Genomic DNA, 15,062 nt, shown 5'->3' with positions numbered 1-15,062 from the left:
ATCAATGCACTTCCTTTCGCTTCTTGGCCCATTCCATCATGAGCAGCAGCCCAACGGAGAAGGTAACCAGTACCAATGCCACACCATTTGCGGCAGAGACATTAAAATTCTCAACATCCTGATAAACAAGCGTTGTTGCCGTCTGCGTTCTGTTCATAATATTGCCCGACACCACCAGCACTGCACCGAATTCTCCAAGCGATCGTGCAACGGTAAGTACAAGCCCGTATACGACAGCCCAGCGGATGGAAGGCCAGGTGACACTCCAGAACGTTCTCCACCCATACGCGCCAAGCGTTGACGCCGCCTCTTCCTGCTGCGAACCGAGCTCCTGCAGAACCGGCATAACCTCTCTGACCATCAGCGGGAATGTGACAAACAGCGTTGCAATGACCATACCCGGGAAGGCGTAGACTACATTGAAGCCGATTCCTTCAAAAAAGCCACCCATAATGCTGTTCGGCCCGAGCAGCAATACAATCATTAACCCTCCAATGACGGGGGACACCGCATAAGGCAGGTCCACAATGCTGTTCAGCAATCCTTTGATGCGATCACTAAGCCATCCAGCACGAACGAGGTAAATGGCCATCATAATGCCAAACAATGTATTTAACAGCGTGACGACCAGAACCACAAGTCCGGTCATCATCAAGGCATGCAGCGCCTCAGGGCGCATCAGCCCATCCAGAAAGCCTCCTGCACCGTCTTCAAATGCTCCGATCAAAATGCGTCCCAAAGGAATAATCAGAAGCACAATAAATACCGCAAATGTCAGTCCAATTAATAGTCGTCTCATCGTTTTCTCCCCCGCATCTGCACCAGATTAATCAGCCAGAGGATCAGGAAAGAGAGCGTGAGGAGCAGCACGGATACAGCAGCTGCACCCGTAGGATTGTCACTTTCAATCTCGCCGTAGATAAATACGGAAGCCGTTAGCGTCCTGCCCGGAATGTTGCCCGCCACCAGCACAACTGCTCCAAACTCTGCAAGTGCTCTGGAAAAAGCAAGCATACCACCGCTAATCATGCCTGGAGCCATAGAAGGCAGAATGACCTGCCTGAAAGTACGCGCCTTTGATGCACCCATGGTATAGGAGGCCTCTTCCTCAGAAGGGTCGATCTCCTCCAGCAGCGGCTGCACCGCACGAATCACGAATGGAAACGTAACAAAAGTCATCGCAATGACGATCGCAGGCTGATGAAACACGATTTCAATTCCCATGGTTTCAGCCAGCTTGCCTACAGCACTGACCGGTCCAAGCAGCAGCATAATCATTAATCCGCCAACTGCAGTAGGAAGTGCGAAAGGCAGATCTACGAGACTGTTGAGAAACGATCTCCCAAAGAAACGATAACGAGTGAGCACCCAGGCAATCATGGTTCCAAGTACCACATTAATCAGTGTGGCGATAACAGCCAGTCGAACGGTCAGCAATACGGCTTTCCACGCGATTGGATCCATGATGCTCTCGGCGAAATTGCTCCATCCTTCAGAGAAGGAATTGACGTACACACCGATAATTGGAAGCACGATGAGTACAATAAAATATAGCAATACAGTACTGCGGAATCCCCAAGTCCATCCCTTGTGACGAAGAACGGTATTCATTGCTGCATTCCCTCCCAGCCTCCGGTTCCATATCCGGTCGGCAGTCTCCCTGCTTTGGTACATTCATTTTCCTAAGTTAAATTATATCACTTTAACATTATTCCCATTAGTCTACTTGGTTTTTTTGCTTATCTGATACTTTACCAGTTTGCAGTGCTAACCGTCAATGTTTTTATTGTACATAATTTGGGCGTATAGCAGATGATTGGTTACCCATTTTACCCGTGAATTGTGGTTTGTTTGGATTGGAGTGGTTAAGGTACAATCTAGAAGAGAATTTACGAGGATAAGGAGTGCTGCCAGATGCTATATACGAAAAAAATATCGACCTCCAGACGGGATGAAATCAAGGATATTACAAGAGAAGTAGAGCAGGTTGTCCGCAATACCGGTGTACAAAACGGAACTGTACTTGTCTATTGTCCCCATACCACAGCTGGTATTGCCATTAATGAAAATGCCGACCCGGATGTTAAACATGATGTGCTGCTTCGTCTGGACGAGGTGTATCCTTGGGAACATCCCCAATATCGACATGCTGAGGGGAATACCGCTTCCCACCTGAAATCAATCACAACCGGTCCATCTCAGACGGTGATTATTCATGAAGGCCGATTATTACTCGGCAGATGGCAGGGTATTTATTTCAGCGAATTCGACGGCCCTCGTGAGCGGGAATATTTTATCAAGATTATGGAAGGCTAATTCAGCCAAACGCAAACAGGCGGACAACCCTGATTTAGGGCTACGATCCGCCTGTCTTGGTCTTTCGCGCCAATAAACTTTCGCGAGACAACGTTATAAAGAATTAATGTTATGACAATTCACCGCCCTGAAGTATAGGAGTGCGACAAAAGCGCCTTTTATAGGACGCCAGGCTGGTGTTATAGATTGCGGCATAGTACTTTGACATGAGATAATGCCGACGATTCAATCTCAGCAAACGTTACACGATCCTGAATATAATACGATATAAATCCGTGCATGGACAAAAACAGTGTGCGCGGCACACATTGGATATCCTCATCCGTACAGCCTTCCTCGTTCATGTACTGCCTGACAATGGATGCAAACAATTCAAAGCATCTTCCCTGCTCCGTACGACAATAGGATAACAGCTCCTCATCCCGAATCATGAACATAATCTCGTATTGATACGGATTCTCCAGGCCAAAACGAATGAATTCCAACATGATATGCTCTACCTTGCTCATACCGCCCACGACTGGCCTGACCATGGCTTGCAGCAGCAAATGTCCCAGATGATTGAAATCTTCTACCACAATGGCATAGAACAATTCTGCCTTTTCCTTAAAATGATAATACAGCGACCCATGACTATAGCCCAGATGCTGGCCGATGCTTCGCATCGAAATGGCGCGGTATCCTTTGGTAATAAAAAGATGTCTCGCCGCCTCCAGGATCCGCTCCCTCGACAACTCTTGTTCGACTGCTCTTCTAGCCATATATTTTATTCCCCTTCAATAAAATAAAGCCGCTGTCCCTCCGTGATCCGGGATTGCCCTTGCGTCAAATCCGTGATCCAGGCGATAAATGCCTCGGTTTCACTATCCGGCGGAAGACAAGTCAACGTAACCTTATCGGTGAATCCAGTCTCACCCGTACGGACTTCCCGGCTTCTTAATTCATTTTCCACTTTTCCCAGCCACGTATAATCCAGCTCCACAAACACTTCACGATGAAGCACTTTGGTTATGGCCTCTCCAGCTTCAATAGCGGCTACAGCGCCATCCGTATATGCACGGATTAAACCGCCAGCCCCAAGCATGATTCCCCCAAAATACCGTGTAACCACAATGGCCACATTTTTCAGTTGCTGATTTTTGATGACTTCAAGAATGGGTTTCCCTGCAGTTCCGCTTGGTTCCCCGTCATCGGATTGCTTCTGGATCTCATCTCTCTCTCCTATCATGTAGGCGGAACAGTTATGAGTGGCATTCCAGTGTTTCTTCTTGATTTCATCAATAAAAGCAACTGCTTCTTCTTCCGTTGTAACTGGCATAATATGACCGATGAAACGCGACTTCTTGATGACAATTTCCAGATTGCCCGGTCCTCGAACCGTGCGGTAACGTTCAAGCATTTCAATCCAACTTTCCGATTTAATCCATTTTACAAGAAAGCAGTTCCCCGCGCGGACGCGGATGAACTGCCTTGGTTTAAACATCCGGGGATCACTGCATTTTACCTCACAATGAAAACCCGGGTGTCATTACACATGCTTTATTTAACTATATGAGTCAAACCATGAATTATTCAGAAAGTCTCGCTTCAAGCGCTGCTTTCTCTTCTTCAAAGCCTGGTTTGCCCAGCAATGCGAACATATTTTTCTTGTAAGCTTCTACTCCTGGTTGGTCAAACGGGTTGACGCCCAGCAGATATCCGCTGATGCCGCATGCTTTTTCAAAGAAGTATACCAGATATCCGAAAGAATATGGAGACATATCCGGAATATTCACAATCAGGTTTGGAACTTGGCCATCTGTATGTGCAAGCAACGTGCCTTGGAACGCTTTTTTGTTGACGAAATCCATTGTTTTGCCTTCCAGGAAGTTCAGACCATCGAGGTCATCCGGATCGGCTTCGATCGAGATATGCTCGGATACTTCAGCTACCTGAATGACGGTTTCGAAAATGTTCCGGCTTCCTTCCTGGATGAATTGACCCATGGAGTGCAAGTCCGTGGAGAAATCAACAGATGCAGGATAGATTCCTTTGTAATCTTTACCTTCGCTCTCTCCGTAAAGCTGTTTCCACCACTCGGATACAAAGTGCAGGGATGGCTCGTAGTTAACGAGGATTTCTGTTCCTTTACCTTTGCGGTACAATGCGTTACGAACAGCAGCATATTGATATGCTTCATTCTCAGCTACATTCGGGTTGCTGTATTCTTTGGATGCGTCAGCTGCACCTTGCATCATTTCTTCGATGTTAATGCCAGCTGTAGCAATTGGCAGCAAGCCAACTGCTGTCAGTACCGAGTAACGTCCACCTACATCATCCGGAATAACGAAAGACTCGTAACCTTCTTCGTTCGCCAGTTTTTTCAGTGCGCCGCGCTCTTTGTCTGTTGTAGCATAGATACGTTTGCGTGCTTCTTCTTTACCGTATTTTTTCTCCAGTGCAGCACGGAAGATACGGAAAGCAATGGCTGGCTCGGTTGTCGTACCGGATTTGGAGATAACGTTCACGGAGAAGTCTTTGCCTTCAACCAGATCCAGCAAATGAGTTACATATGTGGAACTGATATTGTTTCCTGCGAAATAGATTTCAGGCGTTTTGCGTTTATCTTTTGGCAGGTTGTTATAGAAAGAGTGTGTCAGCATTTCAATCGCTGCGCGTGCACCCAGGTATGAACCACCGATACCGATTACAATCAGTACTTCGGAATCGCTTTGGATTTTGGCAGCCGCTTTTTGAATGCGGGAGAATTCTTCCTTGTCATAAGCGGTTGGCAGGTCAATCCAGCCCAGGTAATCGGATCCGGTTCCCGTTCCGTTGTGGAGCTGCTCGTGAGCCAGACGAATCGGTTCAGCGAAATAGTCCACTTCATGCTGGTTTACAAATTGCAAGGCAGTGCTGTAATCAAACTTCACTTTTTTTGCCATGATCTAAAAACCTCCTGATATCGGTAGCTTATTTTTCCGTTTTCCATTCAAACAACTTAGCATAAGGATACTTCAAATCCACGGGGCTGACAAGCTTGCAGCTTGAACTTTGTCACTTCAAATTCAAGAAGCAAAAAGGGTAAACCAAACCCGCTGATTGCGGGGTTTGGCTACCCTTCTTGTATTATTCCGCCGGGTACGAGCAGCAGTAGTCGGTAACGCTGCGTATCTCCAGTTTGAATTTGGATTCGGCAGGCACGTGAAACGTAGCTTGACCTTGAATCTCTTGCCAATCTTCTTCTCCGGGAAGCAATACTCTCAGATCGCCGGACAGAATCTCCATGATTTCACGGGAATCTGTACCGAACTCATAGCTGCCTGGGAGCATGATGCCCAGAGTCACTTTGCTGCCATCCCCCAAAATAACCGTTCTGCTGGTTACCTGGCCATCATAATAAATGTTGGCCTCTTTTACTACACTGACTTGATCAAACTGTGACATGCGTACCCGCTCCCCCTGAAGTTAATGAAAACAAAAGGCAAAACAGATCAGGATGAATCCTCATCCTTACTCTGCCGGAAATAACTTTGCTGCCACGAACAGAACAGATTAGGCTGTTCGATTCGCAGCAGCGTTTTTCAAGCTATTACAGCAATGCTTTTACGCGGCTAACCACGTTATCGACTGTGAAGCCATACTCTTCGATAACACGGTCGCCAGGCGCGGAAGCACCGAATGTGCTGATTCCGAGAATGTCGCCTTGATCGCCAACATATTTCTCCCAGCCCATTGGATAAGCCATTTCAATAGCCAGACGAGCTTTAACATCCGGAAGCAGAACGGATTCTTTGTAAGCTTTGTCCTGTTTCTCGAACAGATCCCAGCTCGGCATGCTGATTACGCGAACTTGGATACCTTGTTCAGCCAGTGCAGCTTGAGCTTTGACAGCCAATTGCACTTCGGAACCTGTAGCGATGATTTGTGCTACTGCTTTGCCGTCTTTTGCATCCGAAACAACATAAGCGCCGCGTTTAACGTTCTCGCGGGAGCCTTCTACTGTTCCTTCCAGGATCGGCAAGTTTTGACGAGTGAGTACGAGTGCTACCGGGTTGTTCTTGTTCTCAAGCGCATAAGCCCAAGCAGCAGATGTCTCGTTACCGTCAGCCGGACGAATAACTGTCAGGTTAGGAATGATACGCAGGGACGCGAGTTGCTCAATTGGCTCGTGCGTAGGACCATCTTCACCAACAGCGATACTGTCGTGAGTCAGAACGTATGTCACAGGCAGACCCATCAGGGAAGCCAGACGAACAGCCGGACGCAGGTAGTCAGTAAATACGAAGAATGTACCACCGAATACTTTCACACCGCTGTGCAGTGCCATACCGTTCATTGCTCCAGCCATACCGAATTCACGGATACCGAAGTAGATGTTGCGGCCAGAGTAATCTTCTGGAGCAAAGTTTGCAATGTTGTTCAGGTGTGTCATTGTGGAGCTTTCCAAGTCAGCAGATCCACCAGTCAGATGAGGCACGTTGTGCGCCAAACCGTTCAGTGCATTACCGGAAGCAACACGAGTGGAAAGAGCTTTGTCTGTTGCAGCATATTTAGGCAGATCGCGGTCCCAACCTTCTGGAAGGTCACCGTTGATTGCTGTTTCGAACTGAGCTGCCAGCTCAGGGAATGCTTTTTTGTACTCGGCGAATTTCTCGTCCCAAGCTTTGTTTGCGGAGATACCACGATCTTTGACTTGAGCAAAGTGATCGCGAACTTCAGCTGGTACGTGGAAATCTTCCTCGTAAACCCATTTGTAAAATTCTTTGGTCAGTTTCGCTTCGTCAGCACCCAGTGGGGAACCGTGAGTACCGCCGTGGCCGCCTTTACCTTGTTTGTTCGGGCTACCATAACCGATAACAGTTTTCACTTCGATCAGTGTAGGACGAAGTGTATCTGCTTGTCCTTCCTGAATTGCTTTTTCGATTGCAGGCAGATCGTTACCATCTTCTACGCGCAGCACTTGCCAGCCATAAGCTTCGAAGCGTTTTGCGATGCTTTCGGAAGAAGACAGGTTCAACTCACCATCAAGCGTGATGTCGTTGGAGTCGAACAGCATGATCAGTTTACCCAGGTGCAGGCGTCCAGCAAGGGAAGCTGCTTCGTGGGATACGCCTTCCATGAGATCACCGTCACCACAGATTGCATAAGTGTAGTGGTCGATTACGTTGAATTTATCCTTGTTGTATGTCGCGCCCAGTTGTGCTTCAGCCATAGCCATACCAACAGCCATTGCAATACCTTGACCCAGTGGGCCAGTCGTTGCGTCAACACCTGCAGTATGTCCAAATTCCGGGTGACCCGGAGTTTTGCTTCCCCATTGGCGGAATTGTTTCAATTCTTCCATAGGAAGATCGTAGCCGCTCAGGTGCAGCAAGCTGTACAGCAACATGGAACCATGTCCTGCAGACAGCACAAAACGGTCCCGGTTAACCCAAGTTGGGTGGTCCGGGTTATGTGTCATCGTTTTTGCAAAAAGTTGGTATCCCATTGGAGCGGAGCCCATAGGCATTCCCGGGTGTCCCGATTTTGCTTTTTCGATTGCATCAATTGCCAGAGTACGTACAGTTGTAATCGACAGGTTGTCGATTGTGTTGTTCTCGTCCTTTTGAATCGCTTCGTTCTTGTCAGTCATGGTTTGTCCTCCTCATGTCTTTAGATAAGTCGGGTGCGCAAGCGAATCCCTCTCATCATACAAGCAAACCGTATATAACAATAAGTGAATCCGCTTGAATGTTTCATTTTGACTTATTCACTTTTGTATTGTATCACTTGGCGTGAAGCTTTTCCATAACCTTCTTTTAGAAGTTCCGGAAAATTCGGTTGTTTGTGGGTGAGATGGGTTTATTCCAGCGCAGAATAAAAGGTGTTCGGTAGAGCATCTAAGCCCATGTCCGGCTTGGCAAGCCTCGCTAATCCATCGGATGAAGTATAACCTTTAACCGGAAAACCATACACTTTTTACAGCTCGAAGTTTTTTTCATAGGGTATCGTTCATGTTTCTGATTCGAAATCTCTACGGCTGTGTTACTCTCAGAAAGAAAGGAGGCTTGCCGCATGTCGCGACCACAAGCTTTGAAGCAAAATTCATCAAATCATTCATTACCCTGGATTGCAGGGACGTTAACAGGCATCATCACCGGGTTGTTTCTTGGTTTTTTTCTTAAAGTGGTTCAGGCTTACACGGGTGAAAAGGTGTATACCCTGCTGCTGAATGTTGATTTTGTGCCCTGGCTTCCGCCCATTTTGCCTGAATGGTTTGAATTTACGCTCCATCTTCTTGTTTCTGTTATCATCGGCCTCTTCTACTTCTGGTGGATTCAACGTTCCGATTACCCTTTGGTTAAAGGCGTTTTGCTCGGTGCGTTCTCTTCCCTGCTATATATTCCGCTCTCTCTGTTATCTGTACGAGTTCCAGGCTTATTGGATTTCAAGGCCATATCGCTTTGGATCATTGGACACCTTCTATTTGGTATCCTCCTTGGTGTCTGCGGACGGATATGGAAACGACAAAAAGGCGATTCCCATTCAGCTCGCAAATAGGAAGTCGCCTTTCTTATCTTGGCCGATTCATATGGTCCCGAATCAACCTTGCACAGTATTAAAGCATCAAGCTAAAATACAACGGTTTTGTTTTCGTGAACCAGAATCCGGTCTTCAACATGCCACTTAACCGCACGTGCAAGTACAACACGCTCAATGGTACGTCCGATCCGTTTCAATTCGGTCACATCATCTCCATGGCTTACACGCTGAACGTCCTGCTCGATAATCGGCCCGCCGTCCAGTTCTTCAGTCACATAATGTGCCGTTGCTCCGATAATTTTTACACCACGATTGTACGCCTGAGCATACGGTTTACCACCCACAAATGCCGGAAGGAAGGAATGGTGGATATTAATAATCCGGTTACGGTAATGTTCGATGAACATTGGAGAGATAATCTGCATATAACGCGCAAGTATAATGACATCAATATCGTTACCGATGACGTCCAGCTGGCGCTGCTCCGCTTCCTTTTTCGTATCAGCCGTTACCGGAATATGATGATAAGGAATGCCGAATGATTCCACGTAATCCTTCATATCCAAGTGGTTGCTTACTACAAGAGCGATATCAGCATCCAGGTCTCCGGCCTGCCATTGCCACAGCAATTCAACCAGACAATGATCTTCCTTGGATACAAAAATAGCCAGTTTCTTCTTGCGGCTAACCGCAGAGAGGGACCAATCCATCTTGAAGCGTTCGGCCACTACCGCAAAATCAGCTTCCAGCTTGGCCAGACTCGCTGTCAGTTCCGGAAGATCGAATTCAATGCGCATGAAAAACATGCCGCCAGCCGGGTCCATGGTGTACTGGTCAGACTGAACGATGTTTGCACCATGCTGGTGCAGGAAATGCGATACGGCAGCTACAATTCCTGGACCATCCGGACAGGAAATAAGCATCCGCGCCCGATCGGCGCGGTTTTTGGAATCAGGACGTGCTTGTTTTGCATGAATCTCCATCGGGCTATTCTTCCTCCTTCAATTAAGCCGTGACCAGCAGTTCTTTTCCTGCAAGCCAGGCGATCAAACGATGATTCAGTTGCTCTTCGTTCAAATGCGGGAACAACGCTGCTTCCGCTACCAGATCATACAACCGCTCCAGCGGTTCACGCGGATCAGCCTTTTTGGCTTTTGCATCATTCTTGAGCAGCGTCCAAACGTCGAGAATATAGGAACGCGAGTCAATCTCTTTCCCTTGGAAGAAGTGCTGCAGCTGCTCCACCTCTGTCAGGAATTCCGGACCAAACCGGCCGCTCACATCTCCACGAAGCAATGCAATTTCCACCTCGTACATTGGGCGTTGTGTCTTGGCTTCCTTCCCGATCCAAGGTGTCTCCAGAATAAATGGACGTCCTTGAAGCGCCTCGTGATGAACGATGCGGTTAATCGCTTCAAAACCAATCCAGCCGGAACCAATCGGTGTATGACGGTCCTTACGTGCACCTACAGCATTCTTGCTATCATTAATATGCATTACAGTAATGCGGTCAAGCCCTACCGTGCGATCAAACTGCTCAAGCACACCATCCAGATCATTCACGATATCATAGCCTGCATCATGAATATGGCATGTATCCATACATACAGCGAGACGTTCGTTGTGCGTAACCTTCTCCATGATCTGTGCGATCTCTTCGAAGCTGCGGCCCATTTCGGTCCCTTTTCCAGCCATTGTTTCAAGAGCAATCTTCACATCGGTCTCTTTGACACCGTCGAGCACTTCATTGAGCCCTTCGGCAATTCGTCCAATACCATAATGAGCATCCTTATCCGTGAAGGCTCCGGGATGCAGCACAATATTTTTGACACCAATGGCATGCGTCCGGCGGATTTCTTCCTGAAGGAAGCTTACAGCCAGTTCATACGTGTTTTCTTTGTAGGAACCAAGGTTAATAATGTATGGCGCATGGACAACAATATCTTCCATTCCGCCCTCTTGCATGGCAAGCTTGCCTTCCTCGATATACATGGACTCAATAGGCTTGCGGCGCGTATTCTGCGGTGCACCCGTATATATCATAAACGAACTGGAACCGTACGAGGACGCTTCCTTCGTTGCACTCAATAATCCCTTGTCCGAAAAGGACACGTGGGAGCCGATTTTCAGCATCATTGATCCCCCTTTTTCTGAATTATCCCTTATTCTAACGCGATTATCGAAATAAATCTAGAAATGCGCTATAATTCGGGTTACAGGCTATTTTTTACAGCTAATTTGGAACATGGTGGGCGGAATCCGTCTTTCCGTGAAAATCAATGAACCGAGGTGACTCCGCAATGATTTTCGGCTCCTACGCTATGACGTTAGTCAGCAGTTCCCCCAGCAATTGGTTTATGAATACGATCGCATTCTGGACATTTCTTTTGCTTGGCAGCATGTGTATCGGTGGATTTTTTATGATGCGCAAGTTTTTGAAAGTGCTCCCAAAAGCGGACGGCAAATCTAAACTGGATTGGCAAAATTATTGGGTCGAAACAAGCCGCCACCTGTGGACGGATGAGGCCAAGGCTTTTCTGGATCAACTCGTAGAGCCCGTTCCCGGTCCGTTTCGCGATATCGCCAAACATTCGATTGCAGCAGAGATTGGTAAAATTGCTGTTGAAAACAAGGCAACCGAGGTGTCCCGAGATCACTGCATCAAAGGATACATTATAGCCACACCGAAGCGTGATAATAAGTTTTTGGTCAAATTTTTGGAGAAAAACCAAATTGATTACTCGCCTTATAAACATCTCATGAATAAATAAAAGAAGTTTCCATTGTGGACGGAATCGCATACTCATCTCCAACACACGAGCTCCATCAGGTAAGTCATTCGCAGAAAGGCATTACTTACCGCCGGGGCTGTTTGTTGATCCGCCATATATGAAATTCACAATACAGGAGGGCTGAAGCATGAAAATTGCCATATGTGGAGGAACAGGATTTGTGGGAGGTGCACTTGTGGATTACTGGCTGCAAGCAGGTCATCAGGTTCAGATTATCACGCGCAAACTGCCTGATCTTCATGATCCCGGTGAACGCCTTACATATATATCTTGGGAACAGCTTGAAGAAAGACCTCATCTACTGGAAGGATTGGATGCTCTGGTGAATCTTGCCGGGGAAACGCTGAATCAGCGCTGGACGACCAAGGCCAAGCTGGAAATTGTAGAATCGAGGGTAACTACGGTATCCAAGGTAGCCCGGCTTCTGGATAAACTTGAACATAAACCGGAGGTTGTCGTGCAGGCATCCGCCATGGCTATATACGGAACCTCTCCATCGGAGACATTTGATGAAAGTTCCCCGCAAAAATCAATGAACTTTCCGTCCCGGGTTGCCGAACAATGGGAGATTGCTGCAGATGCCATCCAGGATGTGAGACTGGTCAAAATTCGTGTCAGCCTCGTACTTGGTCATAAAAGAGGTGCCTTTCCGTTAATGAAGCTGCCATATATGCTTGGTGTAGGCGGCAAAATTGGCAGCGGCAAAATTGGCAGCGGCAAACAGTGGACGACCTGGATACACATATTGGATATTGTAAGGCTTATTGATTTTTCGATACATAATAAGGAAATCTCGGGTCCGGTGAATGCATCCGCTCCGAATCCCGTAACCAATGACGAGTTTGGACGTACAGTTGGCAAGGTTTATCATCGTCCACACTGGTTCCCGGTCCCCGGTTTCCTGATTAAAGCAGTGGTCGGAGAACTCTCTGTCGTATTGCTTCAGGGGCAGCGTGTTATTCCGCAGAAGGCGCTGGATCACGGGTTTCAATTCACCTTTCCAACCTTAACCGATGCCCTGGAAGATTTGAAGCATCGTGGATTATCCGACTGAACGGTAGGTATAGACGGATTCTGCCAGCATGAAGGTGTCCCCGTCTTCCAGTGGATATTCTTTATAGGGTGCAAGAGGTTTACCCTGCAGTAAGGTGCCATTCACAGAACCCAGATCCTTAATGACATAGCCCGATTTGTTCCGGCTCAACTCCACATGAGCACGGGACACACCGGTTGTTGAATCCACCCATTGAACCATCTCTGCCGATCGGCCGATAACAAAAGAAGCTCCCTGCACATCCATCCGCTCATTCCGGTTACTTGCCCCTAATCGGCGTTCCAGATAAAAGGATGGAGTTACTGGACCGACGCCCTTTGCTGCTTCCCCAGTCATACTTTGCAGATTTACTGTTGCCTCCGTTCCAGATTCAGTCCGAATCAGCCCAGACGTTGGTGCAGTAATATGATCGAACTGTTGTTGGATCATGGGTGATGATTCTGATTCTGGCTCTGGTTCTGATTCTGGTTCGGTATGTAATCGTTGAAAGCGCGAATTCAGAGTTTTACTGGCAATACTGGCATACCCCTGTGCAGGTGGGTCATTGTCAGTCTTCGGCTCTGAATTGTTCCAGCGCCAGCTCTCCTGATATAACTCCTCTGATTCTTCTTCATTTTTAGTTCGCTTATGACCTAATTTGAGAAATGAAGCTTGATCACTCCTTCTGAGCCCTGCCGCTTTGGATATGCCGAATTTCCCTTTGCTAATCCAGGCCCAGCAAGCAACCGCAAGTAAGACAACACTTAGAACGATGGATATTATCATAGGTGTCTGCCCGGGCTGCTCCATATAAGCGAATCTCCATACCAAGGCTATACCGACCATGCAAATAAGAACAATATACGTCACTTTCGACGTTCCAGTCGTTTGTTCCATTTCCATATTCTCATCAAATGTAGTTTCGTTAGGTTTGTTCACCGCTGGATCGGTTCTGTCTGTAAAAGGAGACGAGCCTTCTCTGGAAGGACGTGTGCTCAAGAAGTTTGGACTAAACCTGTTACTGTTCGACCCTTCCTGCTCCAATACTCGATCCGGCTGTTGACTTGAATTGGAGTACGTTTCAGCCCGCATTTTGTCTTGGTCAGACTTCGATCGGGCATGTTGCCTATGTAAACGTGGCAATTGTGCAAACTCAGGTTCAGATTCAACATAGGCAGAACGTTCGTTCATAGTCCCATTCTCTCTAGGTTCGTTCACACGGGAAGACAAAAATGTTGAGCTGCTGGGCCCTGCTTGTCCATCCGCGTAGAGTTCCAGTAACAATTCCCGCAGCTGTCCAACATCCCACCGTTCGTCATCACATAGCTGCAGAACCCGCTGAATGCCTTCACCCTGCAACTCCTGCACATGAGCCATCAGCCGGATGACCAGTTCACGGAATTGCCCCGGAGTCGGATCCACAACTACTGATTCTTGAATCGGTACATAAATCATGCCCAGCTCCCCTTGTTCCAGTGAACCTTTTACAAATATGCTCTCTTCCTGCAGCATCAGCTTACGGGGTTCCAGCATGTATTGACGGCATTCCGTGAAGGTGTCTGCGAGTTGAAACAATAAACCGTACAGCACACGCAGTTTAATTTTGCCTGCCTTTAGGAACTGGGATAACATTTTATACCCGGAAATATCATATTGAAGAGTAACATTCCGATCCATCTCACGAATATGGAGCGGAAGCAAGCGGGGAATATCATTGGAGGACATCATCCCCGTCTGTACACGGCTTAATTCTTCCATCCGTAATCCTTCGGCTTTTTCCAGAACCATAAATGCTCCGCCGTTCCGTATAAAATCTCTCGTTAATCCATACATGCCAATCCTCTCTTTCCAGTGTAAATTCAAATTCAACTTACTTTTCTTGTATCGTTCTATGAAATCATATAAACATAGGTACTGATAAAGCCTGGCAATACAGCCAGCATGAACGGGAACTTTAGCGTTTTCTCCTTGCTGACCAACTTGTGTGAACCGAGCATGAAGAAGCCTGCAAGACCACCGGCCATGTTACGAATTCGTTTGGCTGAATCCCTCCGGAACAACAGAATAATTAAGCCGATTGCCCCGGCATATAGAACGGAATATACAACAACGTGAATTCCAAAAGAAATGCCCGTCCATGCTCCAATCCCGCCAAACAGTTTTACATCTCCAGCTCCTACTGCTCCAATCGCGTACATCACTAACAAAATGCCAAAACAGGCTGCGAACCCCCCGGCAGAGAAGATCAAGCCTTCCCATCCATCCCATATCCCATGGGCCAGCACACCCAGAGCGGTTACAGGCAACGTCAGCAGATTTGGAATTTTCATGGACCGCACATCGGTTACAAAGGCAATCACCACGTATAGGCCACAGGCAGCAATGAACCATTCCACCCCCATCACTCCTCTATCCAT

Annotated in this window: 15 protein-coding genes; 4 read left to right on the top strand and 11 right to left on the bottom strand. The window is 47.4% G+C overall.

All coding sequences use genetic code 11. The features are described from left to right. Window position 1: 1 nt before the first annotated feature. Together MHB82_RS06710 and cysT are read right to left on the bottom strand one after the other, a co-directional pair. Window positions 2-799: a sulfate ABC transporter permease subunit gene (locus MHB82_RS06710; protein WP_095289208.1), complete on the bottom strand. Its 798-nt coding sequence runs from the start codon at window positions 797-799 to the stop codon at window positions 2-4. Continuing rightward, window positions 796-1,611 (bottom strand): sulfate ABC transporter permease subunit CysT, encoded by an 816-nt coding sequence (gene cysT / locus MHB82_RS06705; protein ID WP_095360603.1) that lies wholly within the window; start codon window positions 1,609-1,611, stop codon window positions 796-798. The genes MHB82_RS06710 and cysT overlap by 4 nt, the downstream gene beginning before the upstream one ends. Window positions 1,612-1,914: 303 nt before the next feature. Here cysT and MHB82_RS06700 point away from each other — a divergent pair, with 303 nt between their 5' ends. Continuing rightward, window positions 1,915-2,316, top strand: a complete 402-nt coding sequence (locus MHB82_RS06700; RefSeq protein ID WP_341174203.1) for a secondary thiamine-phosphate synthase enzyme YjbQ — start codon at window positions 1,915-1,917, stop codon at window positions 2,314-2,316. Window positions 2,317-2,495: 179 nt separating this feature from the next. On the opposite strand, the gene MHB82_RS06695 is transcribed toward MHB82_RS06700, so the two are convergent. The 5 genes from MHB82_RS06695 to tkt form a co-directional block, all read right to left on the bottom strand. Next, window positions 2,496-3,077, bottom strand: a complete 582-nt coding sequence (locus MHB82_RS06695) for a TetR/AcrR family transcriptional regulator (RefSeq protein ID WP_095289205.1) — start codon at window positions 3,075-3,077, stop codon at window positions 2,496-2,498. Between the two features lie 5 nt (window positions 3,078-3,082). Next, window positions 3,083-3,715: a YigZ family protein gene (locus MHB82_RS06690; protein WP_095289361.1), complete on the bottom strand. Its 633-nt coding sequence runs from the start codon at window positions 3,713-3,715 to the stop codon at window positions 3,083-3,085. Between the two features lie 169 nt (window positions 3,716-3,884). Continuing rightward, window positions 3,885-5,240 (bottom strand): glucose-6-phosphate isomerase, encoded by a 1,356-nt coding sequence (locus tag MHB82_RS06685; RefSeq protein ID WP_095289204.1) that lies wholly within the window; start codon window positions 5,238-5,240, stop codon window positions 3,885-3,887. Window positions 5,241-5,424: 184 nt separating this feature from the next. Next, window positions 5,425-5,742: a pyrimidine/purine nucleoside phosphorylase gene (gene ppnP, locus MHB82_RS06680; RefSeq protein ID WP_095289203.1), complete on the bottom strand. Its 318-nt coding sequence runs from the start codon at window positions 5,740-5,742 to the stop codon at window positions 5,425-5,427. 145 nt (window positions 5,743-5,887) lie between these two features. After that, window positions 5,888-7,930 carry a transketolase gene (tkt, locus tag MHB82_RS06675; protein ID WP_095360606.1) on the bottom strand — a complete coding sequence of 681 codons (2,043 nt, stop codon included), beginning with the start codon at window positions 7,928-7,930 and terminating at the stop codon, window positions 5,888-5,890. Between the two features lie 422 nt (window positions 7,931-8,352). On the opposite strand from tkt, the gene MHB82_RS06670 reads away from it, so the two are divergent. After that, on the top strand, window positions 8,353-8,838 hold the full coding sequence (locus tag MHB82_RS06670; RefSeq protein WP_095360607.1) for a hypothetical protein: 486 nt from the start codon (window positions 8,353-8,355) through the stop codon (window positions 8,836-8,838). 71 nt (window positions 8,839-8,909) lie between these two features. Here the strand turns inward: MHB82_RS06670 and purU are convergent, their stop codons facing one another. Together purU and MHB82_RS06660 are read right to left on the bottom strand one after the other, a co-directional pair. Beyond that, the gene (gene purU / locus MHB82_RS06665) at window positions 8,910-9,803 is read right to left on the bottom strand and encodes a formyltetrahydrofolate deformylase (protein WP_341174202.1); all 894 of its coding nucleotides are present in this window, start codon (window positions 9,801-9,803) and stop codon (window positions 8,910-8,912) included. 22 nt (window positions 9,804-9,825) lie between these two features. Then, entirely contained in the window at window positions 9,826-10,953 is a 1,128-nt protein-coding gene (locus MHB82_RS06660) for a deoxyribonuclease IV (protein WP_110821347.1), read from the bottom strand. A 167-nt stretch (window positions 10,954-11,120) separates the two neighbouring features. On the opposite strand from MHB82_RS06660, the gene MHB82_RS06655 reads away from it, so the two are divergent. Beyond that, a complete protein-coding gene (locus tag MHB82_RS06655) occupies window positions 11,121-11,591 on the top strand; it encodes a DUF2621 domain-containing protein (RefSeq protein WP_095360610.1) in 471 nt (156 codons plus the stop codon). Between the two features lie 148 nt (window positions 11,592-11,739). Further along, on the top strand, window positions 11,740-12,666 hold the full coding sequence (locus tag MHB82_RS06650) for a TIGR01777 family oxidoreductase (RefSeq protein ID WP_341174201.1): 927 nt from the start codon (window positions 11,740-11,742) through the stop codon (window positions 12,664-12,666). Here MHB82_RS06650 and MHB82_RS06645 read toward each other — a convergent pair. Both MHB82_RS06645 and MHB82_RS06640 read right to left on the bottom strand, forming a co-directional pair. Further along, window positions 12,655-14,478: a DUF6382 domain-containing protein gene (locus MHB82_RS06645; protein WP_341174200.1), complete on the bottom strand. Its 1,824-nt coding sequence runs from the start codon at window positions 14,476-14,478 to the stop codon at window positions 12,655-12,657. The genes MHB82_RS06650 and MHB82_RS06645 overlap by 12 nt on opposite strands. Window positions 14,479-14,534: 56 nt before the next feature. Further along, entirely contained in the window at window positions 14,535-15,047 is a 513-nt protein-coding gene (locus tag MHB82_RS06640; protein ID WP_341176597.1) for an A24 family peptidase, read from the bottom strand. Window positions 15,048-15,062 lie beyond the last annotated feature (15 nt).

The organism is Paenibacillus sp. FSL K6-2862 (genome assembly GCF_038005125.1).
Classification (GTDB): domain Bacteria; phylum Bacillota; class Bacilli; order Paenibacillales; family Paenibacillaceae; genus Paenibacillus; species Paenibacillus illinoisensis_A.
The sequence above is the reverse complement of the archived record's forward strand: the minus strand, read 5'-3'. Positions and strand labels throughout refer to the sequence as shown.

Coding starts and splice junctions, on each gene's coding strand:
- MHB82_RS06690 (WP_095289361.1), bottom strand. CDS start 3,715: ATGCTTGAACGTTACCGCACGGTTCGAGGACCGGGCAATCTGGAAATT.
- MHB82_RS06645 (WP_341174200.1), bottom strand. CDS start 14,478: ATGTATGGATTAACGAGAGATTTTATACGGAACGGCGGAGCATTTATG.
- ppnP (WP_095289203.1), bottom strand. CDS start 5,742: ATGTCACAGTTTGATCAAGTCAGTGTAGTAAAAGAGGCCAACATTTAT.
- MHB82_RS06655 (WP_095360610.1), top strand. CDS start 11,121: ATGATTTTCGGCTCCTACGCTATGACGTTAGTCAGCAGTTCCCCCAGC.
- MHB82_RS06650 (WP_341174201.1), top strand. CDS start 11,740: ATGAAAATTGCCATATGTGGAGGAACAGGATTTGTGGGAGGTGCACTT.
- MHB82_RS06685 (WP_095289204.1), bottom strand. CDS start 5,240: ATGGCAAAAAAAGTGAAGTTTGATTACAGCACTGCCTTGCAATTTGTA.
- MHB82_RS06670 (WP_095360607.1), top strand. CDS start 8,353: ATGTCGCGACCACAAGCTTTGAAGCAAAATTCATCAAATCATTCATTA.
- MHB82_RS06660 (WP_110821347.1), bottom strand. CDS start 10,953: ATGCTGAAAATCGGCTCCCACGTGTCCTTTTCGGACAAGGGATTATTG.
- MHB82_RS06710 (WP_095289208.1), bottom strand. CDS start 799: ATGAGACGACTATTAATTGGACTGACATTTGCGGTATTTATTGTGCTT.
- MHB82_RS06640 (WP_341176597.1), bottom strand. CDS start 15,047: ATGGGGGTGGAATGGTTCATTGCTGCCTGTGGCCTATACGTGGTGATT.
- MHB82_RS06700 (WP_341174203.1), top strand. CDS start 1,915: ATGCTATATACGAAAAAAATATCGACCTCCAGACGGGATGAAATCAAG.
- MHB82_RS06695 (WP_095289205.1), bottom strand. CDS start 3,077: ATGGCTAGAAGAGCAGTCGAACAAGAGTTGTCGAGGGAGCGGATCCTG.
- purU (WP_341174202.1), bottom strand. CDS start 9,803: ATGGAGATTCATGCAAAACAAGCACGTCCTGATTCCAAAAACCGCGCC.
- tkt (WP_095360606.1), bottom strand. CDS start 7,930: ATGACTGACAAGAACGAAGCGATTCAAAAGGACGAGAACAACACAATC.
- cysT (WP_095360603.1), bottom strand. CDS start 1,611: ATGAATACCGTTCTTCGTCACAAGGGATGGACTTGGGGATTCCGCAGT.